Origin of the sequence: Sinosporangium album (genome assembly GCF_900100605.1) — a bacterium.
Classification (GTDB): Bacteria; Actinomycetota; Actinomycetes; order Streptosporangiales; family Streptosporangiaceae; genus Sinosporangium; species Sinosporangium album.
In genome coordinates, this window is record NZ_FNCN01000017.1 from 13,235 (window position 1) to 33,378 (window position 20,144).

15 protein-coding genes are annotated in these 20,144 nt (G+C 69.9%); 5 read left to right on the plus strand and 10 right to left on the minus strand.

Annotated elements, in window-relative coordinates:
* Window positions 1-2: 2 nt before the first annotated feature.
* From BLQ73_RS18250 to BLQ73_RS18265, 4 genes are all read right to left on the minus strand, one after another.
* Entirely contained in the window at window positions 3-1,649 is a 1,647-nt protein-coding gene (locus tag BLQ73_RS18250; protein ID WP_093171687.1) for a cell division protein PerM, read from the minus strand.
* A gap of 192 nt (window positions 1,650-1,841) precedes the next feature.
* Window positions 1,842-2,717: a succinate--CoA ligase subunit alpha gene (gene sucD, locus BLQ73_RS18255; RefSeq protein ID WP_093171688.1), complete on the minus strand. Its 876-nt coding sequence runs from the start codon at window positions 2,715-2,717 to the stop codon at window positions 1,842-1,844.
* 1 nt (window position 2,718) lies between these two features.
* The gene (gene sucC / locus BLQ73_RS18260; protein ID WP_093171689.1) at window positions 2,719-3,897 is read right to left on the minus strand and encodes an ADP-forming succinate--CoA ligase subunit beta; all 1,179 of its coding nucleotides are present in this window, start codon (window positions 3,895-3,897) and stop codon (window positions 2,719-2,721) included.
* 365 nt (window positions 3,898-4,262) lie between these two features.
* The gene (locus tag BLQ73_RS18265; RefSeq protein ID WP_093171690.1) at window positions 4,263-4,682 is read right to left on the minus strand and encodes a coenzyme B12-dependent isobutyryl CoA mutase small subunit; all 420 of its coding nucleotides are present in this window, start codon (window positions 4,680-4,682) and stop codon (window positions 4,263-4,265) included.
* Window positions 4,683-5,511: 829 nt separating this feature from the next.
* Here BLQ73_RS18265 and BLQ73_RS18270 point away from each other — a divergent pair.
* Both BLQ73_RS18270 and BLQ73_RS32525 read left to right on the plus strand, forming a co-directional pair.
* A complete protein-coding gene (locus BLQ73_RS18270) occupies window positions 5,512-6,459 on the plus strand; it encodes a hypothetical protein (protein ID WP_093171691.1) in 948 nt (315 codons plus the stop codon).
* A 119-nt stretch (window positions 6,460-6,578) separates the two neighbouring features.
* On the plus strand, window positions 6,579-7,511 hold the full coding sequence (locus BLQ73_RS32525; RefSeq protein WP_093171692.1) for a hypothetical protein: 933 nt from the start codon (window positions 6,579-6,581) through the stop codon (window positions 7,509-7,511).
* A 73-nt stretch (window positions 7,512-7,584) separates the two neighbouring features.
* Here BLQ73_RS32525 and pcrA read toward each other — a convergent pair whose 3' ends face one another.
* Window positions 7,585-9,807 carry a DNA helicase PcrA gene (gene pcrA, locus BLQ73_RS18280; protein ID WP_176955538.1) on the minus strand — a complete coding sequence of 741 codons (2,223 nt, stop codon included), beginning with the start codon at window positions 9,805-9,807 and terminating at the stop codon, window positions 7,585-7,587.
* 173 nt (window positions 9,808-9,980) lie between these two features.
* Here pcrA and BLQ73_RS18285 point away from each other — a divergent pair, with 173 nt between their 5' ends.
* Window positions 9,981-10,700: a PIG-L deacetylase family protein gene (locus BLQ73_RS18285; RefSeq protein ID WP_093171694.1), complete on the plus strand. Its 720-nt coding sequence runs from the start codon at window positions 9,981-9,983 to the stop codon at window positions 10,698-10,700.
* Here the strand turns inward: BLQ73_RS18285 and BLQ73_RS18290 are convergent.
* From BLQ73_RS18290 to BLQ73_RS18310, 5 genes are all read right to left on the minus strand, one after another.
* On the minus strand, window positions 10,664-13,057 hold the full coding sequence (locus BLQ73_RS18290) for an alkaline phosphatase family protein (RefSeq protein WP_143020321.1): 2,394 nt from the start codon (window positions 13,055-13,057) through the stop codon (window positions 10,664-10,666). The two genes, BLQ73_RS18285 and BLQ73_RS18290, sit on opposite strands and share 37 nt — an antisense overlap.
* Window positions 13,058-13,239: 182 nt before the next feature.
* Window positions 13,240-14,034 carry a CPBP family intramembrane glutamic endopeptidase gene (locus BLQ73_RS18295; RefSeq protein WP_245691175.1) on the minus strand — a complete coding sequence of 265 codons (795 nt, stop codon included), beginning with the start codon at window positions 14,032-14,034 and terminating at the stop codon, window positions 13,240-13,242.
* Between the two features lie 106 nt (window positions 14,035-14,140).
* Window positions 14,141-15,550: a glutamate-cysteine ligase family protein gene (locus BLQ73_RS18300; protein WP_245691176.1), complete on the minus strand. Its 1,410-nt coding sequence runs from the start codon at window positions 15,548-15,550 to the stop codon at window positions 14,141-14,143.
* Between the two features lie 509 nt (window positions 15,551-16,059).
* Complete coding sequence (locus tag BLQ73_RS18305) at window positions 16,060-16,698, minus strand: LuxR C-terminal-related transcriptional regulator (protein WP_176955533.1); 639 nt, start codon at window positions 16,696-16,698, stop codon at window positions 16,060-16,062.
* Complete coding sequence (locus tag BLQ73_RS18310; protein ID WP_093171698.1) at window positions 16,695-17,912, minus strand: ATP-binding protein; 1,218 nt, start codon at window positions 17,910-17,912, stop codon at window positions 16,695-16,697. The genes BLQ73_RS18305 and BLQ73_RS18310 overlap by 4 nt, the downstream gene beginning before the upstream one ends.
* Before the next feature lie 179 nt (window positions 17,913-18,091).
* On the opposite strand from BLQ73_RS18310, the gene BLQ73_RS18315 reads away from it, so the two are divergent.
* Both BLQ73_RS18315 and BLQ73_RS18320 read left to right on the plus strand, forming a co-directional pair.
* Window positions 18,092-19,663: a PspC domain-containing protein gene (locus BLQ73_RS18315; protein ID WP_176955534.1), complete on the plus strand. Its 1,572-nt coding sequence runs from the start codon at window positions 18,092-18,094 to the stop codon at window positions 19,661-19,663.
* Entirely contained in the window at window positions 19,653-19,925 is a 273-nt protein-coding gene (locus BLQ73_RS18320; protein ID WP_245691177.1) for a hypothetical protein, read from the plus strand. Before BLQ73_RS18315 ends, BLQ73_RS18320 begins: the two co-directional genes overlap by 11 nt.
* Window positions 19,926-20,144 lie beyond the last annotated feature (219 nt).

A 20,144-nucleotide genomic window follows, 5' to 3' on the forward strand; every position in this document is an offset into this window, starting at 1 on the left:
GGCTAGTCGCGGTCCCAGGCGTAGGGGTCGAGGTAGATCACCTTGCCGCCCTTGTCGTCGGACTCGTCCACGATGTCGCGGCGCGGCGGACGCGGCGGGTCGGGTTTCGCCGGCTCCTCCGGCCTGCGCTGCGCCAGCGTCTCGTGGGTGGCGGCGTCGTGTTCGTCGGTCCAGTCGGCCCTGATCACCGGTATGGGCTGGGTTTCGCATTCGGTCGCGTCCATCCAGTGGCCCGGCAGGGGCTTCGGCTCGACCTGCTCGGCGAAGCCGACACGCCCGGCCACCTTGGCGATCACAGCGCCGGCCTTGCGCACGGGGGCGGCGGCCGTACCCACCTTGTCGGCGAGTGCGACGCGGCGGCGGGAGATCAGCCACCAGTTGGCGATGCCGGCGGAGATCCCGGCCGCCACGCCGACCTCCAGCGTCACCGACAGTGTGACCTCCCAGGCCGACGGGCCGACCGCCGACAGGCGGGCTCCTCCGAGCGGTCCGCCCGACAGCGCGGCGAGGAACCCTGCCGACAGGCCGGTCACCAGACCGCACAGGAACCCCCACAGCGGCGCGACCTCGTAGGAGGGGGACGGCGCGATGCGCGCCACCGCCACTCCCGCCACGGCCCCGGCGGCGAACGGGATGGCCAGCACGCTCATCATCCACGGTGACATCGGCCCCGCGTCCGGCAGCGCGCCGAGGATCGGCAGGGTCGGCACTGTGCCGAGGTGCACACCGGTGGGGGCGACGAGCGTGCCCGTCCCGATGGCGAAGCCGGGGCCGGTGATGTAGGCCATGCCCCAGATGACCGTGTTGAGCAGGTAGAGCGCCTGGACGAGCGCCAGCAGCAGGCCGCCGACGAGTTCGGGGGCGAGCACCCCGGACAGCTCCGTGATCTTCCCGAAGTTGACCACGATCGCGCCCAGCACCAGCGCCAGCCCGGCGGTCAGCATGATCGTCAAGGCGACGGCCGTGCCCACCACCAGGGAGCGCACCCGCTCCGGCAGGAGCTTCAGCATGACCCGCCACGGCCCGATCGTGCGCGCCACCGCGAGCGAGCCCGCGAGGAAGGCCAGCACGAAGTGGCTCAGCACCGCCTCGCCGATGAACGGCTGGGTGATGTCGTTGCGCGCCACCAGCGCGATCCCACCGGCGAGCAGCGCGTACGGCGCCGCCAGCGAAATGCCGGCCTGCGCCACCAGGACGAGCTGGGCGCGCCGCCGGGCGTTGGCCACGTCCTTCGGCGTGCCCTTCGGCAGCCTCGCCGGGAGCCGCAGCCGAAGGTCGGCGTCGCGGGCCATCCACAGGCCCCCGCGGTAGAGCAGCAGCGCCGGCAGCACCATCAACCCCACCGGCAGGAGCCCGACCCGGCCGCCGGGGATCGCGAAGCCCGCGTGGTGGGCCGCCAGCCAGAGCTGCGCGGCCGTACGGAACACGCCGGGCAGCCCCGGGCCGAGGGCCCCTCTGGGCGCGGCGATCCACCCCACGAGCGTGAGCGTGGTGAGCACCGCGAGCCCCACACCGAGCGTCCAGGCCGCCGCCAGCATGCCCGACACGGGCAGCGGGCGCCGCGGTTCGTCGTCGTCACCCGAGACGCCGGGTATGCGGCTGAAGACGGATCGGGGGGCCGACCGTAGCTGGTCTAGTAGAGCCGTCACGTTACCGATGTTCTCAAGCTTGGCCGCCCGTCCGTCTGAGACGCGCCGCACAGGGCCACACCCATTTGCCAGAAGCACCCGATATGCAGGGATTCGCCCACCGGACGCGCCGGGACGCGGCGGGGCTGTGCCGCAGGCATGCGTGTGCCCCGCGTCCTTCGTGAAACGCGGGGCACCGGCGCGCAAGGCGGGTCAGCGGGACTGCATGACCTCGCGCATGAGGCGGGCGGTCTCGCTCGGGGTCTTGCCGACGCGGACGCCGACCTTCTCCAGGGCCTCCTTCTTGGCCTGGGCGGTGCCGGAGGAGCCGGAGACGATGGCGCCGGCGTGGCCCATGGTCTTGCCCTCGGGCGCGGTGAAGCCGGCGACGTAGGCGACGACCGGCTTGGTGATGTGCTGCTCGATGTAGGCGGCGGCACGCTCTTCGGCGTCGCCGCCGATCTCGCCGATCATGACGATGGCGTCGGTGCCCGGGTCGTCCTGGAACGCCTGGAGGGCATCGATGTGAGTGGTGCCGATGACCGGGTCGCCGCCGATGCCGACACAGCTGGAGAAGCCGATGTCGCGCAGTTCGTACATGAGCTGGTAGGTCAGGGTGCCGGACTTGGACACCAGGCCGATGCGCCCGCTCGCGGTGATGTCGGCCGGGATGATGCCCGCGTTCGACGCGCCCGGCGAGGCGATGCCGGGGCAGTTGGGGCCGATGATGCGGGTCTTGTTGCCCTTGGCCGTGGCGTACGCCCAGAAGGTCGTCGTGTCGTGGACGGGGACGCCCTCGGTGATGACCACGCAGAGCGGGATCTCGGCGTCGATGGCCTCCTTGACGGCGTCCTTGGTGAACGCCGGGGGCACGAAGACCACGGACACGTCGGCGCCGGTGGCGGCCATGGCCTCGGCCACCGTGCCGAACACCGGCAGGCCCTCGTGGACGGTGCCGGCCTTACGGGCGTTGACACCGCCGACGATCTTGGCGCCGGAGGCGAGCATGCGGCGGGTGTGCTTGGTGCCCTCCGACCCCGTCATGCCCTGGACGATGATCTTGGAGTTTTCGGTCAGCCAGATAGCCATGTCACACCCCAGCCGCGGCGAGTTCCGCGGCCCGCTTGGCCGCGTCGTCCATTGTGTCCACCAGTTCGACGCCCGGCAGCGCGGCGTCGGCCAGAATCTTGCGACCCAGCAGGGCGTTGTTGCCGTCAAGGCGCACGACCAGCGGGCGGGTCACCGACTCGCCGCGCTCGGCGAGAAGCTGGAAGGCCGCGACGACGCCGTTGGCCACCGCGTCGCAGGCCGTGATGCCGCCGAAGACGTTGACGAAGACCGACTTCACGCTCGGGTCCGACAGGACGATCTCCAGGCCGTTGGCCATGACCTCCGCCGAGGCGCCGCCGCCGATGTCGAGGAAGTTGGCCGGACGCTGGCCGCCGAACTCCTCGCCGGCGTAGGCCACCACGTCGAGCGTGGACATGACCAGGCCGGCGCCGTTGCCGATGATGCCGACCGAGCCGTCGAGCTTGACGTAGTTGAGGTCCTTCTCCTTGGCCTTGGCCTCAAGCGGGTCCTCGGCGGCCTTGTCGGCGTAAGCCTCATGCTCGGGCTGGCGGAAGCCGGCGTTGTCGTCGAGCGTGACCTTGCCGTCGAGGGCCACGACACGCCCGTCGGCGGTGAGGATGAGCGGGTTGACCTCGACGAGGGAGGCGTCCTCGTCGACGAAGACGGCCCAGAGCTTCTCGATCAGCTCGGCCGAGCCGTCGAGCGCCGCCTCGGGCAGACCGCCCGCCGCCGCGATCTCACGGGCGCGGGCGCGGTCGACGCCCTCGATCGCGGAGACCGGGACCTTGGCGACCTTGTCGGGGGTGGTCGCGGCGACCTCTTCGATGTCCATTCCGCCGGCGGCCGAGCAGATGGCCAGGAACGTGCGGTTGGCACGGTCGAGGAGGAAGGAGAAGTAGTACTCCTCCGCGATGGCGCTCGCCTCTTCGACGAGCACCTTGTGGACGGTGTGGCCTTTGATGTCCATGCCGAGGATCTCGGTGGCCTTGCCCGCGGCGTCCGCCGCGTCCGCGGCGACCTTCACACCGCCGGCCTTGCCCCGTCCCCCGGTCTTGACCTGGGCTTTGACGACGACGCGGCCGGTCAGCTCCTCGGCTGCCGCCCGCGCCTGCTCCACGGTGTGCGCGACGACGCCGCGCGGCACCGGGATGCCGTATTCCGCGAAGAGCTCCTTCGCCTGATGTTCGAACAGGTCCACGAGGGTCCGTCCTTGCTTCTCCGGCTGCTTTTACTGTGTTGACGGTCGCGCTGCGCACGATGGCTCATGCGCGCCTAGCGGCACACTCGCGTCGACCAGGCCCCGAGCGCCGTGGCGCGGCACCCGGCGATTTCCGCCAATGAAGCGTAGCCCCATCGGGCGCCTGGCCACCCCGGTGGGTCCGCTTTAGACCTTGCCAGGACAGGGCGGCATAGGGCAGAGTTTCGCAAAATATCCACAACCACGCGGCAGAATCGCCAATATGGCCCTTCGGCCGTACGGCAGGAGCCCGCCTGGCGAGGCGCTGGATACGCCGTCAGACATGCCCTATGCCCGTGTATAGGCCCCTTGATGTGGGTGCGGGTTCAAAGGGAGGCAGAGGGGGGTGCGGGCACCGCGTCCTCCACCCAGGCGACGATCTCCCGCATGGTGGCCCCCGGGGGGAAGATGCGGGCCACGCCCATGCGCTCCAGCTCCGGCAGGTCGGCCTCGGGGATGATGCCTCCGCCGAAGACCACGATGTCGGCGGCGTCCCGTTCGCGCAGCAGTTCCATGACCCGGGAGAACTGCGTCATGTGGGCGCCGGAGAGCACGGAGAGGCCGATGGCCGAGGCGTCTTCCTGGATGGCCGTGTTCACGATCTGGTCGGGGCTCTGGTGCAGGCCCGTGTAGATCACTTCCATCCCGGCGTCGCGGAGCGCGCGGGCGACCACCTTCACTCCCCGGTCGTGCCCGTCCAGCCCTGGTTTGGCGAGGACGATGCGTATTCTCCCGATCGCCGCCATCGGGACCTCCCTGCACCCGGCCCTACGGGGCCCTACCACGCAGGGTAGCCCCGACTGCCCCCAGTGATCGGGATCGGGTGGTCGCCATGTATCGGATCCGCCCGAAAATCTGCCGTTCATGCCCGGATATCTCACGCAATTGTCGGTCTCATCCGCAAAAATCTTGGGTGACGCCTCACCCGCAGCCATGAGGCCCTCCCCCCGAGAGGACTCCCCCGCCATGGGCACCCCCACCCCGCGCGCACCCCGCGCGACAGGGCAGGTCGGCGCACGCCGTACGCGCAGGTTCTCCTTGGACCTCCTCCACTTTCCCGCGTGCGGGAAAGTGGAGGAGAACGCGGAAAAACGCTTCGCGCGGACGGAGAACAGGACTGCATTATCTCCCCGCCGAGCGGGCGACTACCGGCGGGAGCACTCGGCGAATTACACGGCCACTTACACGGCCACGCGATATTGGCGGAGTGGCCGCCGTCCGCGCGGGTGCGCCGCCCAGGGGCCCGCAGACCGCCTCCCCGCCCCCGCTCCGGCGGCTCATAGGAGGCCAAGAGCCCCTGGTTACCCTACGTGAACGGTGATCCAATGGGCTTGGCACCCCGACGTGATCTGCGATAGAAAAACAAGCCCGACTTCGAACGGCATTCGCCGTCCATACACCATGGACCGGCACTCAGAATGCACACAGCGCCATTGAGGCTTCACCATGCGTGATTCGGATCCGGTTTCTCAGCACTAAAGCCGGGACCGTGACTATACGGTGACCTTCGCCGCATAGCCCACACCACCATCGCCTCCCCCGCAGCGAGGCATTCCCAGGAGGAATTCCACCCTCATGAAACGATGGACCACCCTTGCCGCCGCGGCGCTCGCCGCCCCCGCGCTCGCCACGGGCCCCGCGGTGGCGGCCTACGCGGCCCCCACCCAGACCACGGTCGCGGCGACGACGGCCACGGCCGCCGCGCTCACTCCGGGCGGGGCCGTCGCGCGGCAGCTCGCCGGCAAGGGCAACGTCAAGATCGTCAACTCGTCCCGGATAGCCCTGTCCGAGAAGGAGCTGAAGGGTGGCCTCACCCTTCCCAAGCAGATCACGACCGGCGTGCTGGGCTACGGCGGCGGCAAGGTCAACGCCGCGGACTTCACCACGCGCGTCAGCATCAGCCCGGAGGTCCGTGCCGAGCTCAAGGCGCTCGACGGCGACCTTGAGGAGCTGTTCCGGCCGACCCAGGTGATCGTGGTCAACGGGGTGGGCTACCGGAACAGCGAGTTCCTCGCCAAATACCTGCCGACCGGCAAGACGTGGATCAGCAGCCCCATCGGGGACGATCCCTTCTGGAGCCCCGCGACCGAGAACGTGGACGCCCTGTCCCCGGCCACTCTCGACGCGGTGCTGAAGTCGGCGAAGAAGGGGGCCGGGGGCACGCTCGACGGGGTCAAGACGACGCTCTACCAGGTGAAGAGCCCGCTCCGCGATCTCGCCAAGATCTCGCCCGAGATGAAGAACCTGTGGGTGGCGCTGGACGACAAGAAGTCCACCTCGACGGCGACCGTCAAGGTCTGGGTGGGGCCCGACCAGTTGCCCCGCCGCGTGATGACGAGCATCGTCCAGAAGTCGGGCAAGAACAGCTTCGTCACGACGACCAGCACGATGTTCAGCGAGTGGCGCAAGCCCGTGGCCATCACGGCCCCCGACCCTTCGCTGGTCATCGATGCCGACCAGGTGGCGCTGCCGCTGTTCCTCGACGAGGCCCCGCTGAGCCTCGACCCCAAGCGCGGTCTGTAGCAGCTCGGCCAATGTGGTGGTTTCTCGCGTAACAAAGACGTGATCCACCCCCTGTAGAAACAAGCACCTCAAATGCCTCATCCGCAGCGAGGCATTCCCAGAAGGAAAGTTCACGTCTCATGAAGCGATGGATCGCCGCCGCCGCCGTGGCTCTCACCGCACCCGCGATCGCCGCCGCCGCGGCCCCCGCCGCCGGCGCTCAGACGGCGCCCAAGGCGCCCAACGCCGCCCTCAAGGCGTTCGCCGTGCAGGGTAACGGCGCCAAGGTCACCGACTCCCTCACGACGACCCTCAAGTCCAGTGGCGTCAAGCTCTCCCTCAAGGGCAGCGCGACCGGAACCGTGGCCTTCGGCAAGGGCAGGATCACAGGGTTCGACGTGACAGGGCGTTACGCGATCACCCCTGTGTACAAGCAAGAGCTCGTCAAGGCCATGAAGGAGGCGAACGAGGGCAGCACCACCGCCCAGATCGAGAACCTCTACAAGCCGGCCAGGACCGTCGTGGATGGTGCGTCGCTCTACTACAACGGCGCCTATTTCACGGAGGCGCTGCCCGAGGGCAAGACGTGGGTGCACACCAAGCCCACGCCCGCCCCGAGGTATGAGCGCGGCTCGCTGTTCAGCGTCTTCGATGCGAAGGCGTATAACGTCATCCAGGCACGGGCGAAGAGGGCCCCCGGCGGCACCGTCGACGGGGTGAAGACGACCGTGCTGAAGAGCACCATCACCCTCGGCGAGCTCCGCAAGGTGTCCTCGACGATCCGTGAGTTCTACCCCAAGGTCACGGCTGCCGAGGCCAAGGCACCGGTCACGATCAAGGTCTGGCTCGGGTCCGACCTGCTGCCCCGCCGCGTGGTCACCACGGTGACCACGAAGGTGCCCGACCTCAAGGGCACGAACACGGTCACCCAGGACACCAGGCTGTCCGGCTGGGCCAAGGGCGTCACGATCAAGGCCCCCGCGGCCGAGGGGGTCGCGGAGCTGAGTGACCTGGACCTCTCGGGCTTCAGCAAGATCCGCCCCTGGGACTTCTCCTCATTCAGCATCGGCTGATCGCACGTCAAGCCGAGCACAGACGTACGGCCCGGGCCTCGATCGGGGGCCCGGGCCGTACGGCGTGTCGGTGCTAGAGCTTCTCCAGCGGCGCGTAGGCCAGCAGCAGCGTCTTCTCGCCTCCGCTGCCGAAGTCGACCTTGACCTTGGTCTTCTGGTCGATCCCCTCCACGGTGACCACGGTGCCGAGGCCGAACTGGTCGTGGGTGACGCGGTCACCGGGGCGCAGTGAGGGCAGCTCGCGCCCACCCGCCCGCTTGGCGGCCGTGGGGGCGGCCTCCCGGCGGGCGGTGGCGGCGCCCCAGGCGCTCTTCTCCGGCGGGGTGCGCCAGTCGAGCAGCTCGCCCGGGACCTCGGAGACGAACCTGGAGGCGGGGTTGAACGAGGGGGAACCCCACGAGCTGCGCACGGCGGCGCGCGTCATGTAGAGCCGCTCACGGGCCCTGGTGATGCCGACGTAGGCGAGGCGGCGCTCCTCTTCGAGCTCCTTCGGCTCGCCCAGGGAGCGCATGTGGGGGAAGACGCCGTCCTCCATGCCGGTCAGGAACACCACCGGGAACTCCAGCCCCTTGGCGGTGTGGAGGGTCATGAGCGTCACCACGCCCTGCCCGCCGTCCTCCTCGGGGATCTGGTCGGCGTCGGCCACCAGGGAGATCTGCTCAAGGAACTCGACCAGCGTGCCCTCGGGGTTGGCCTCCGAGAACTCGCTCGCCACCGACACCAGCTCGTCGAGGTTTTCCAGGCGGCTCTGGTCCTGCGGGTCCTCCGAGGCCTCAAGCTCGGCGCGGTAGCCCGTCGCGGTCAGGACCTCGTCGGCGAGCTCGGCCGGCGGCACCTCCTCGGACTTGGCCCTCAGCTCGTCGAGCGTCGCGACGAAATCCCTGATCGCGTTGAGCGACCTGGTGGCGAGCCCGGGCGCCTCATCCGCACGGCGCAGCGCGTCCCAGAACGAGATGCGCTCGCGCGAGGCGAACGCCTCGACCATCGCCTCGGCCCGGTCGCCGATGCCCCGCCTCGGCACGTTGAGGATGCGCCGCAGCGACACGACGTCCCCCGGGTTGCCCAGCACCCGCAGGTAGGCGAGCAGGTCTCGGACCTCCTTGCGCTCGTAGAAGCGCACCCCGCCGACGACCTTGTACGGCAGGCCGGTGCGGATGAAGATCTCCTCGAAGACGCGGGACGCGGCGTTGGTGCGGTAGAACACCGCGACGTCGCCGGGCCGGACCTCCTCGTCGTCGCTGAGCCGGTCGACCTCCTGCGCGACGAACATCGCCTCGTCGTGCTCGTTGTCGGCGACGTAGCCGACGATCAGCGGGCCCGTCCCCTGGTCGGACCAGAGGTTTTTGGGCTTGCGCCCCTCGTTGCGGGAGATGACGGCGTTGGCGGCCGACAGGATGTTCTGCGTGGACCGGTAGTTCTGCTCCAGCAGGATCGTCTTGGCGTCGGGGTAGTCGCGCTCGAACTCCAGGATGTTGCGGATCGTCGCGCCCCGGAACGCGTAGATCGACTGGTCTGCGTCGCCCACGACGCACAGCTCGGCGGGCTCGACTCCCTCACGCACGACGTCGCCGTCGGCGGTGCGCAGCTCCGGCCGACCCACCAGCTCACGCACCAGCACATATTGCGCGTGGTTGGTGTCCTGGTATTCGTCGACCATGACATGCCTGAACCTGCGGCGGTAATGCTCGGCGACCTCGGGGAAGATCTGGAACAGGTTGACCGTCAGCATGATGAGGTCGTCGAAGTCCATCGCGCCGGCGTCGGTCAGCTTCTGCTGATAGCTCCGATATGCCTCTGCGAGGGTGCGCTCAAGGTGGGTGCCCGCCTTGTCCAGCGCGGCCTCGTAGTCGATCAGCTCGTTCTTGAAGTCGCTGACCTGATTGGAGAATGAGCGCGGCGGAAACCGCTTGGGGTCGAGATCCATCTCACGGCAGACCATCGCCATCAACCGCTGCGAATCGGCCTGGTCGTAGATCGAGAAGTTTGTGGGGAAGCCGAGCCTCTTGGCCTCGCGCCGCAGGATCCGCACGCAGGCGCTGTGGAAGGTCATCACCCACATGGCCTTGGATCGCGCGCCGATCAGGCTCTCCACGCGATCCTTCATCTCCCGGGCGGCCTTGTTGGTGAAGGTGATCGCGAGGATCTCCTGAGGCTGGACATGCCGCTCGGACAGCAGGAAGGCGATGCGATGGGTGAGCACCCTGGTCTTGCCGGATCCCGCTCCCGCGACGATGAGCACGGGGCCGCCATGGTGGATCACGGCCTCGCGCTGCTGCGCGTTGAGACCATCGAGCAAGGGGTGGTCAACAGACACTCGGGTGGGCACGTCCCTAGCGTACGGTCGGCCACCGACAATCGCGGCACAGCCCGGAATAGTCGCCCTCCCACCCGGCGTTGCGCGTCACGGGTGCGGATATGCACCATTCTCATAGTGCTTACCCGCATTACTGAGCCGACCAGGGAGAACGCATGCTCGACGCGGCCGAGATCAACCGGGTGCTGGTGGTGACCGCCCATCCGGACGACGTGGACTTCGGATCGGCGGGCACGATCGCGCTCTTCACCGAACGAGGCGTCGAGGTGACCTACTGCGTGGTCACCGATGGCGACGCCGGCGGGTTCGACCGCGAACTGGACAACACCGGCATGGCCGAACTCCGCCGCGCCGAGCAGCGGGCCGCCGCCAAGGCCGTCGGCGTCGAGGACGTGCGCTTCCTCGGCTACCGCGACGGCACCGTCGTCCACAGCCTCGACCTGCGCCGCGACATCGCCCGCGCCATCCGCCAGGTGCGCCCCGACCTGCTGATGACCCACAGCCCCGAACGCAACTACCAGGCCATCTCCCCCAGCCACCCCGACCACCGGGCCGTCGGCGGGGCCGCCATCGACGCGGTCTACCCCGACGCCCGCAACCCCTACGCCTTCCCCGAGCTGCTGCGCGACGAAGGACTTGAGGCGTGGACGGTCAGAGAGGTCTGGCTGTCCGGCGGCCCCACGCCCAACCACTACGTGGACATCACCGACACCATCGACCGCAAACTGGCGGCCCTCCAGTCCCACGTCAGCCAGGTCGGCCACATCGAGGGCTTCGCCGACTTCGCCCGCGGGCGCTGGAGCCAGATGGCCTCGGCCGCAGGGTTCGGGGAAGGGCGCTACGCCGAAGCCTTCCAGGTGGTTCCCACCGCCTGAGCCCCGACGGCGGCGTTCGGCACCGGGGGCGCGCAGGGTTCCGCGCCGCCCCCTAGTAGCCGCGCACCGAAGGCCCGGCAGGCGGTGATGACGTCGGACGGCCGGGGCCGCCGTACGCGCGCGGCCCCGCCCTCGGAACCGACCGGGCGGGGCCGGGAACGGGAACCGGGCACGGCCTCCGAGACCGACGCGTAAACGGCGAGGGGGACGGCCACGAGCATGGCGATGCCGGGGATGGCGGCACCGGAGTCGTTGACGGCGAAGCCGACGGCCACCGTGAACCAGGTCGACAGCAGCCCCCAGCGCAGCGCGGGGACCCGCGCGAAGGCGGCGCGCAGCGAACCCGGCGTGAACCGGCCGCCCCGCAGCACCAGCAGGAGCAGCGCCAAGACGGGCACGGCCAAGAAGGTCACCCAGTCCGCGCCCAGCGAGCCCAGCATCATCGCCATCTTGCGCTCGATCACCTCCCATGCGCGGCCCGAGACCAGCTCCTGCCAGAACGCGCCGAGGTGGCTCCGGTCGGCGGCGGGGCGCAACGAGTCCAGGAACGCGAGCGCCAGCACCGCCGCAGGTGCGGCGATCATGGTGGCCGCGGCCCGGCGCACGGTCAGGGACGTGCCCGACACCAAGGCGGCGAGCAGCACGAGACCCGGGGCGAAGGCGAGCACCCCGCCGAAGTCCGCCCCCCAGAAAGGCGCGCCGATCACCCCCAGGACCGCACAGCCTAGGACGAGGACCAGCGCGGCGACCAGGCGCGGGCGTACGGCGGCGGCCCGCATCCGTGCCCCGATCGCCGCCAGCGTGATCAGCGTCGCGGGCACGTAGACGGCGAACGCCTCGTTGCCCAGCCCGAAGTAGCGGCCCGCGTTGATCGGGTAGAGCCCGTTGAGGTTGTTCATCTGCAGGTTCGAGCCGGTGACGAGGTCGAGCGTGAGGGTGACGCAGGTGATCCCCGCCACGGCGACGATCGGGCGGAGCAGCCCCCGCTGGGTCAGGGCGATCCCGGTCACGGCTCCCGTCATGAGCAGGATTCCGCCGACCAGCGCGGCCTCCGGGCTGGACGCCGACGCCCACGGCAGCAGGTTCACCAGGTGCATCGCCACCGGCACCGAAGCCCACGCCAGCGCCGCCACCCGCGCCGCGGCGAACGTCCTAGGCCGTGTCCTAGGCCGTGTCCCGTGCCCTGCCGTCCTCCGCCGCAGCCGGAATGCCAGAAGGGTGTAGCACAGGAACTGCGCGGCCACAACAGTGATGAAGAACGGCGCCGCCAGGAACTGCACGGCCCCGGCCGTACGGTCGGCGGCGGCCATGGCGGCGACGCCGTCGGAGTCCTGGGGCGCCTGCGCGGGACGCCACGACGTGTCGGTGGCCCCCTCAGGCAGGGGTATCCCGGCCGCGGTGAGCAGGGTCGGGAAGAGGTCGGTGAGCTTGACGAAGCCGGGGCGCCGGGTCCCCGCCGAGGCCAGCCTGCCCTCGGCGAACTCCCCGCCGTCGGAGGAGGGGCCCAGCGCCATCGCGGGCCGCAGGTGCGGGTCCCCGACGTCGGCCACGGCGGCGACGAGCAGCGTCGCCCCTGCCGGGGCCCGCGCCAGGACGTCCTTGACGTGCCGGTCGGCCTCCTGGACCGCCCGCTCGCGCTCGCGGCCCTCGGCTCCGCCGTACTCCTCACCACCGTTGCCGCCGGAGCTAGGGGCTGTGGCGGTGTCTGTGGCCGTGCCGGTGGTTTCTGTGCCGGTGGCTTCTGCGGCGGTGGCTTCTGCGGCGGTGGCGTGCGCCTGGGCTATGCCGTCAGCGGCGACGATGGTCACCGGGCAGGCGGTGAGGTCGGCCTCGGCGACCGTGGGGCTGTAGTGGGCGACCCGGCCCGAGGAGTCGGCGGCGGCGAGGGCCGCGCCGGGCCCGGCGGCGGAGACGCAGGCCCCGGCGCCCTTCACCGCGTCGGCGAGGCGCCCGATGGGGGCGCGCCAGAGGGTGGCGGCGTTGACGGAGCGCAGCCGTTCCCAGGCGGGGACGCGCCCGTCGGGACCGGGCGAAGCCGGGGCCGGGCAGGAGCGATCGCCGGCGTCGGCGAGAGTGCCGGCCGAGACGGTGAGCCACCCGTCCATGGCGCACGAGGGGTTGCCGACCGCCCGCACGGCGATGTTGCCCACCGATCCCTCATGCGCCAGCGCCCACAGGGTGGGTGTGCGGTCGGATGAGATGTCGTCCCAGGTCAGCCCAGGGACACCGATGAGGATGACCTGTCTTCCCGCTGCGTGGGCCGGCGGGCTCGCGATGATCCCGGCTGCGACCGCCAGCGCCACGATCCACATGATCCTGATCAGTTGCGCGGGTCCGCGAGCAGAAAGATCATGCATAGTGGACAACTATAGAGGGGTAAATTGCGCCATTCTGGGCGTACGGCGGAGCCGGACATGACGCTCTCACACAGTGGGTGATTCCGGTGTTCGCCGACCTGTCATCGGTCGTCGCCCCAAGAGCGGACTTATCACCCATGCGAAAGCGGGGAGGCGGCCCCGGCGCCACGGGGGTTCCTCCGCTACGAACCGTCCGACGCGGAGGCGCTGAGGCGCGCGAACGCGTAGCCGAGAGAGTTGGTCGCCAGATGCAGAAGCGACGGGCCCAGCAGCCCGTTCCTGCGGCGCAGCTCGCAGAGCAGCGCCCCGGCCAGGCCCGTCACCACGACGGTGCCGGCCACCGTACGCACCACGGCCGCCCTCCCCGGACCCGGGCCGACCGGGCCTGCCGTCCGGCCTCCCTCGGATCCGGCCGGGTCTGAGGCACCCGGGTCGGCGCCTCCGGTGCCCCCGCCGTACGCCGGGGGCACCGCACGCCCGGCCGACAGCTCGGCGAGAGCCGGGTTGGCCCTGGCCATATCGATCGCCGGGAGGATGTGCCAGAGGCCGAACAGGAGCGACGAGAGGGCGGTGGCCACACGGTGTCCGTGGCGTCCGGCGAGGTGGCCGTGGAGGACGCCGCGGAACGCGACCTCCTCAAGGAGCACCGTGCCGACCGGGACCTGGAGAAGGGCCTCTTCGAGCACTCTGGCCCGGCTGAGGGAGAGGGCACGCTGATCCTGGAAGAACGGGCGCGTCTGCGGGATGGCGACCCCGGCCCCGTAGACACCGGCGACGGCGGCGGCCAGCACACCGCCGACCTTGGCCCCCCGGGACAGGCGGTGGAACCCCAACTCATCCCAGGTGTGGCCCGACCTCCTGGCCATCGCCACCAGGGCGGCCACCGCGACAACGGAGGTGAGCGGCGCCAGTCGGGGCGCGACCCGGTTGTTCAGCACGTTCGCCGCCACGAGGACGGCCAGCGATCTCCCCAGCACTTTTGCAAGGCTACGTCGCGCCTGCGGCACCCCGCGCACGCAAACCCCGGGCACGCGAGTTCCCGAGCACCCGGGCGCGCACGCCCCGGGAGAGAGCCGAAGCCCCTCAGCCGGGCCGGTCCCACGTGTGCACCGGCTCGTTGCCGTGCATGCGCTCCACATAGTCCAAGGTCATGCGCCGCAGCGCCTCTCCACGGCCGAGGCCCGCGTAGCTCTCCGCCGTCGCCGCCTGCCAGCTCGCCCCGTTCACCCCGGCCAGGCAACGGCCCTCGATCACCCCGAGCAGCCGATCGCGGACCACAGGATCCACGCGCCACAGATCCAACCCCTCATACGCCAGCGGCAGCAGCCGGCGCAGCACCAGCTCCGCCGCGGGAACCTCCCCGAGGTCCGGCCAGTAGATCCGCGCGTCCAGGCCGTAGCGCGCCGCGGTGAACAGGTTGTCCGCGGCCACAGCGAAGGGCATCTGCGTCCAGATCGGGCGTTCGGCGTACGGCAGTACGCGCATAAGCCCGTAGTAGAAGGCGGCGTTCGCCACAGCGTCGATCACGGTCGGACCCGCGGGAAGCACCCTGTTCTCGACCCTCAGATGGGGACGGCCGTCGACCACGGCGTACACGGGCCGGTTCCAACGGTAGACCGTGCCATTGTGCAAGGTGAGCTCGGCCAGCTCAGGAGTCTCGCCCCGGTCGACGACCTCGACAGGATCCTCATCCTCACAGATCGGCAGAAGCGCCGGGAAATACCTGACGTTCTCCTCGAAAAGATCGAAGACCGAGGTGATCCAGCGCTCGCCGAACCAGACACGAGGCCGCACCCCCTGAGCCTTCAGCTCGGCCGGCCGCGTGTCCGTGGCCTGCTCGAAAAGGCTGATCCTCGTCTCACGCCACAACTCCTTACCGAACAGGTACGGCGAATTCGCCCCCACGGCGACCTGCGCCCCCGCGATAACCTGGGCGGCGTTCCAGTGGGCGGGAAAGTCCTCAGGCGTCACCTGAAGATGCAGCTGCACGCTCGTGCAGGCCGCCTCCGGGGTGATGCTGTCGGCGTAGGTGTCCAACCGCTCGACGCCGTCGATCTCCAAATGCAGATCCTCGCCCCTAGCGGCGAAAATCTGCTCATTGAGAAGCCTGTAGCGGGGATTAGCGGAAAGCGTGCCCTCCCGGACATCGTCTTCTTTGAGGGTCGGCAGAATGCCGATCATCACCAGATGGCCGCCGACCGAAGCCGCGGTCTGTTCGGCCAGGTTGAGCCTTTGGCGCACCAGATCTTCGAGGTGTCTCGGCCCGTCGCCGCTGAACGAGTGGGGTGGAATGTTGATCTCGACGTTGAACTGGCCGAGTTCCGTGGCCCAATCAGGCTGGGCGATGGCGTTCAACACCTCGGCGTTGCGCATGGTGGGCTCAGCGCGCGCATCGACGATGTTCAGTTCGATTTCAAGGCCCACGAGGGGCTGGTCGAACCCGAACCTGGACTCCCGCAGCAGACGGGCGAACACGTCGAGACAGCGTCGCACTTTATCGCGATAGATTCGCCGATCTTCGCGGCTGAACACTCGCGCCGACACGTCGCGGCCCACGCAAAACCCTCCTGTCTAAATGCGACGCTTCGCGTCGCGGCGAGGGGGCTCTTAACCCGGTTCTAATGGCGACGCTTCGCGTCGCGGCGAGGGGGCTCTTAACCCGGTGCTTTCCCTCGTCGCTCTGGTCGCTGCGCTCCCGGCGCTCCTCAGTCCAAGCACCGGCGCCCCCTCGCGCTCCCGGGGTGGCCGACTCCCGAACAGAAGCAAGGCGAAAGGGCCGACTCCCGAGACCTTGGCCGAACTGTGTTTGATTGCGCGCCTGCGGCGCGCGGCGAGGGGGCTCTTGACCCCTCGCGCTCCCGGGGTGGCCGATTTTCCGGGAGGTGAGGCCCGGGGTGGGCGGGTCCCGGTGGGGTGTCGGTCATGGTTCTACAGGGAGTGTCCAATCCTGGGGCGCGTAAACCGGACAGAGCTGGACAAGGTGTCGGGGGTGGAGGAGGGGGTCAGACGAGGCGGCGGGCGTTGGCCCAGCGGGAGAGTTCGTGGCGGTTGGAGAGTTGGAGTTTACGGAGGACGGAGGAGACGTGGGTTTCCACGGTTTTGACGGAGATGAAGAGCTCTTTGGCGATTTCCTTGTAGGCGTAGCCGCGGGCGATGAGGCGGAGGACTTCGCGTTCTCGCTGGGTGAGGGAGTCGAGTTCGGGGTCGATGGGAGGCGCTTCGGTGGAGGCGAAGGCGTCGAGGACGAAGCCGGCGAGGCGGGGGGAGAAGACGGCGTCGCCTTCGGCGACGCGGCGGATGGCGTCGGCGAGTTCTCGGCCGCTGATGGTTTTGGTGACGTAGCCGCGGGCGCCGCCGCGGATGACGCCGATGACGTCGTCGGCGGCGTCGGAGACGGAGAGGGCGAGGAATCGCACGTGGGCACCTGAGCCGAGGACGCGCCGGAGGACTTCCTGGCCTCCGCCGCCGGGCATGTGGACGTCGAGGAGTACGACTTCGGGCTGGAGTCTGGCGATCTCCGCGACGGCGGAGTCGACGTCTTCGGCTTCGCCGACGACCTCGACGGCGTCGCCGAGTTCGGCGCGGACGCCGGCCCGGAAGAGGCGGTGGTCATCGACGATCAGTACCTTGACGGGGCTCACGGCGTCTCCAGCTTCATGGTCAACATCACTTCGGTGCCCTCGCCGGGCTCCGTCCGTACTCTGGCGTTTCCTCCGTTCCGCTCCATCCGGCCGATGATCGACTCACGGATGCCCATGCGGTCCTCGGGTACAGCGTCGAGGTCGAAGCCCTTGCCGCGATCTCTAATGAAGATCGTAACTTCGTCCGGTTCGGCCTCCGCATAAACGGACACTACCGGTGACTCCGAGTATTTCGCCGCGTTGACCATGGCTTGCCGGGCTGCCTGGAGTATGGCCGAGAGGCGCGGGTTGAGCTCGCGGTCGCCGACGCACACCACTTCGATGGGCACGCCGTGCGCGTCCTCTTCTTCCGCGGCGACTCTGCGTACGGCTGCCGCCAGTGTGGCGTCGGCGTCCTGCTTGGGCTGGTAGAGCCAGTTGCGCAGTTCGCGCTCTTGGGCGCGGGCGAGGCGGCTGACTTCTCGGGAGTCGTGGGCGTTGCGCTGGATGAGGGTGAGGGTGTGCAGGACGGAGTCGTGCACATGAGCGGCCATTTCCGCGCGTTCTTCCTGGCGGATGCGCTCGCGGCGTTCTTGCCGGAGTTCTTTCCACAGGCCGGCGAGCCACGGGGTGGCGATCAGGGCCAGTCCGCCGACGACGACGCCGGTGAACAGGAGGGCGTTGCGTGCCTGGGCGAGTCCGCCTTCGGCGGCGAGGACGCCGACGGCGCCGATCACGACGAGGGCCATGCCGAGTACGGTCCTGACCCGGTTCTTGGACGCGCCTTCGGAGGCGCCGCGCATCCAGCGCTGTCTGCGTCCGGGGTCGGCCTGCTGCCAGAGGATCAGGGCGCCGATGCCGGCGACGGCGACGGGCCAGGCGGTGATGCGTTCGGCGGGTGTGCCGGTGAGCCAGCCGACGGTGAGCAGGGCGAAGCCGATGGCGACGAAGGCGGCGAGTTGGCTCCAGTCGCGCGGGGGCGGCGGGCCTTCGTGGGGGCGCTGGGGTGTGAACAGCCATATCGCCGCGTAGGCCACGACGCCGATACCGTTGACCATCGCCAGCAGGACGAAGGCAAGGCGAAGCACCACGGGGTCGAGTCTGAGCTGCTCGGCGGCCCCTTGGGCGACTCCGGCCACCAGCCGTCCCTCCACCGGCCGCAGCAGCCGTGGATACGGGGTGTCTTCCTCGGGCGGCGCGGACGGCGCGTGGCGGAGGGTCTGTCGGTCAGCCATGTTCCCTGCATCGTCACATGTCAGACGGGGTAATCGCATCAGGGCCGGGCCCTGATAGGTCCCCTATAAGGGATATCAGGGCATCGGCCCTGAGCAGGCGCCCTGAGGTGTGACACCTCCGGGACGTCTCAGGGGTGTCCCCGATGTCAGCCCCACCTGCGAAAGGCCACGATGGTGACATGACGGACAGCGGGATCGATCCCAGTGAGCCCGCGCAGAGGCACGGCGACGGTGAAGCCGGGGACGCGGGGACGGCGACCGCGCGGCGCAGGGAGCTCCGGCGGTGCGATGAGGGGCGCATGTTCACCGGAGTCTGCGCGGGACTGGGGAGGCACGCCGGGATTGACCCGGTGCTGTTCCGCGTCGCGTTCGCTCTGCTGTTCGTCGCCTCGGGAACCGGGCTCATGCTGTACGCGGCGGCTTTTCTCCTGATGCGCAACCCGCAGGGCCGGCCCGGCCTGGCCGGGCAGTGGACACGCCGTTCCTTCAGCGATGAGACGGTGTTCGCCCTGTTGACCGCCATCTTCACGATCGGTCTGCTGCTCAGCCTGGCAGCCGGGGGCATCGGCTTGGACACGCTGCTGGTGGGCACCCTGCTCGCCATCGCGGTGCTCGCGGCCCGCGCCCACGGAGCCGACCTGATCGGCCTGGCGCGCTCCGCGCCCGACCGGGTCGGCGCGTGGCGTGCGAAGGGCGGGGAGGCGGGGCCCGAGCCGTACGGCACCGCCGAAGCTCAGCCGCCGCGACCCGAGTCGCCGCCCGCGCCTTTGACGCCTCCGGTGCCTCACCCGTTCGCTGAGGCACCGGAGGCGCGCACACGGGTGTCGGCCCCCCTTCGAGCGCCCGCTCAGAGGGCCGAACCCGCTCCTTCGCCCGCTCCTGGGACGGTGGAGCATCCGCGGCCGGGCTCCGCCGTACCGCCGCACGGGCAGACCCTCGGCGGGCTCGGCTTCGCGGCGTCCAGCGAGCCGTTCGCCCCGCACGGTCCCTATATGCCGGGTGAAGGCGATGTACGGCGGGGGCCGTACCAGCCGCTCGATCCGCGCCGACGCGGTGAACACGTCGGCGCCTCCCAGGTGCCTCCTGTGGCGACCGCCCCGCCACCGGCGAAGGCACCGCGGACAGCGAAGAAACGGACTCGGCCGAAGTCCTATGTCGGCGCGGCGACGCTGTGCCTCTCGATGATCGTTGGAGGTGTCGTCGTGGCGACACAGTCGGTTCCGGGAAGCGTGAACGTCCCGGTGGTGGGCGGTGCGGTTCTGGTGACGATCGGGCTCGGGCTCCTGGTGGCCACGTGGTTCGGGCGGGGAATGGGCCTGGTGGCCGCGGGCACCGCCGTGGCGCTGGTGCTGATGGTGGGGTCGGCGGTGAGCGACACGCCGGGGAGGGGCGCGACGATGACGTGGGCTCCAACGAGTGCCGCGGAGGCGAACAGAACATACAAGCTGGGATTCGGGTCCGGCACGCTGGACCTCAGCGGCCTCGTGCTCGCGCCGGGGAGCAGGACCACGTTCGACGCGGAGGTCTCGGTCGGCGAGCTCACGGTGATCCTTCCACCGACGGTCCGGGCCGAGGTCGACGGGCGTGTCCGCATCGGGGACGTGCAGATCGGTCATTCGGTGAGGGGCGGCACGGGCGTCCGGCATCGCATGGTGCTTGAGCCGGAGGTGCCGCCTAAGGGCGCGGTGGCCACCATTGTGCTGAACGTCGTGGCGGGCATCGGCGATGTGGATGTGCGGCATGCTGCCTGACCCGACCGGCCCGACCGCCCCGACCGCCCCGACGCGCGCTCCGGAGGGGGCTCCGACCGAGGGGCGGCGTGAGCGCCGGATGCGCCACCGGACCGACTGGATGGCGCTTCTCAGCGGCCTCCTGTTCATCAGCATGGGCGTGGCGTACATCACGGGGAGCGCCACCGACGCTTACCAGATGGTGCCCGTCCTGGTCGCGGGCCTCGGTTTCGCGGGGCTGGTGGCGATCATCGCCCGCGTCGTGCGCGGCCCCGACCGTTGAGCGCCCGCCGAGCAGGACGGCACTAAAATTGCAGGTCAGAGCCTCGGTGAGTTCCGCACGAGCCGTCAGGGGATTGACGGGGGAGATCGAGAGCATACTTTCGCTGTATCGGCCCCCTCACGCTCATGGGCGGCATTTTGCGCGTGTGCTCACCCTCCGCGCGATACGCACCGCGGCGGGTGCGGGATGACGGCCGTGCCCGAACCCGTCGCCCGATGC

Bases quoted from the DNA above. Each gene is read 5' to 3' on its own strand.
- BLQ73_RS32525 (WP_093171692.1), top strand. From the start codon at position 6,579: ATGAAGCGATGGATCGCCGCCGCCGCCGTGGCTCTCACCGCACCCGCG.
- BLQ73_RS18270 (WP_093171691.1), top strand. From the start codon at position 5,512: ATGAAACGATGGACCACCCTTGCCGCCGCGGCGCTCGCCGCCCCCGCG.
- BLQ73_RS18285 (WP_093171694.1), top strand. From the start codon at position 9,981: ATGCTCGACGCGGCCGAGATCAACCGGGTGCTGGTGGTGACCGCCCAT.
- BLQ73_RS18290 (WP_143020321.1), bottom strand. From the start codon at position 13,057: ATGCATGATCTTTCTGCTCGCGGACCCGCGCAACTGATCAGGATCATG.
- BLQ73_RS18310 (WP_093171698.1), bottom strand. From the start codon at position 17,912: ATGGCTGACCGACAGACCCTCCGCCACGCGCCGTCCGCGCCGCCCGAG.
- BLQ73_RS18320 (WP_245691177.1), top strand. From the start codon at position 19,653: ATGCTGCCTGACCCGACCGGCCCGACCGCCCCGACCGCCCCGACGCGC.
- BLQ73_RS18315 (WP_176955534.1), top strand. From the start codon at position 18,092: ATGACGGACAGCGGGATCGATCCCAGTGAGCCCGCGCAGAGGCACGGC.
- sucD (WP_093171688.1), bottom strand. From the start codon at position 2,717: ATGGCTATCTGGCTGACCGAAAACTCCAAGATCATCGTCCAGGGCATG.
- BLQ73_RS18265 (WP_093171690.1), bottom strand. From the start codon at position 4,682: ATGGCGGCGATCGGGAGAATACGCATCGTCCTCGCCAAACCAGGGCTG.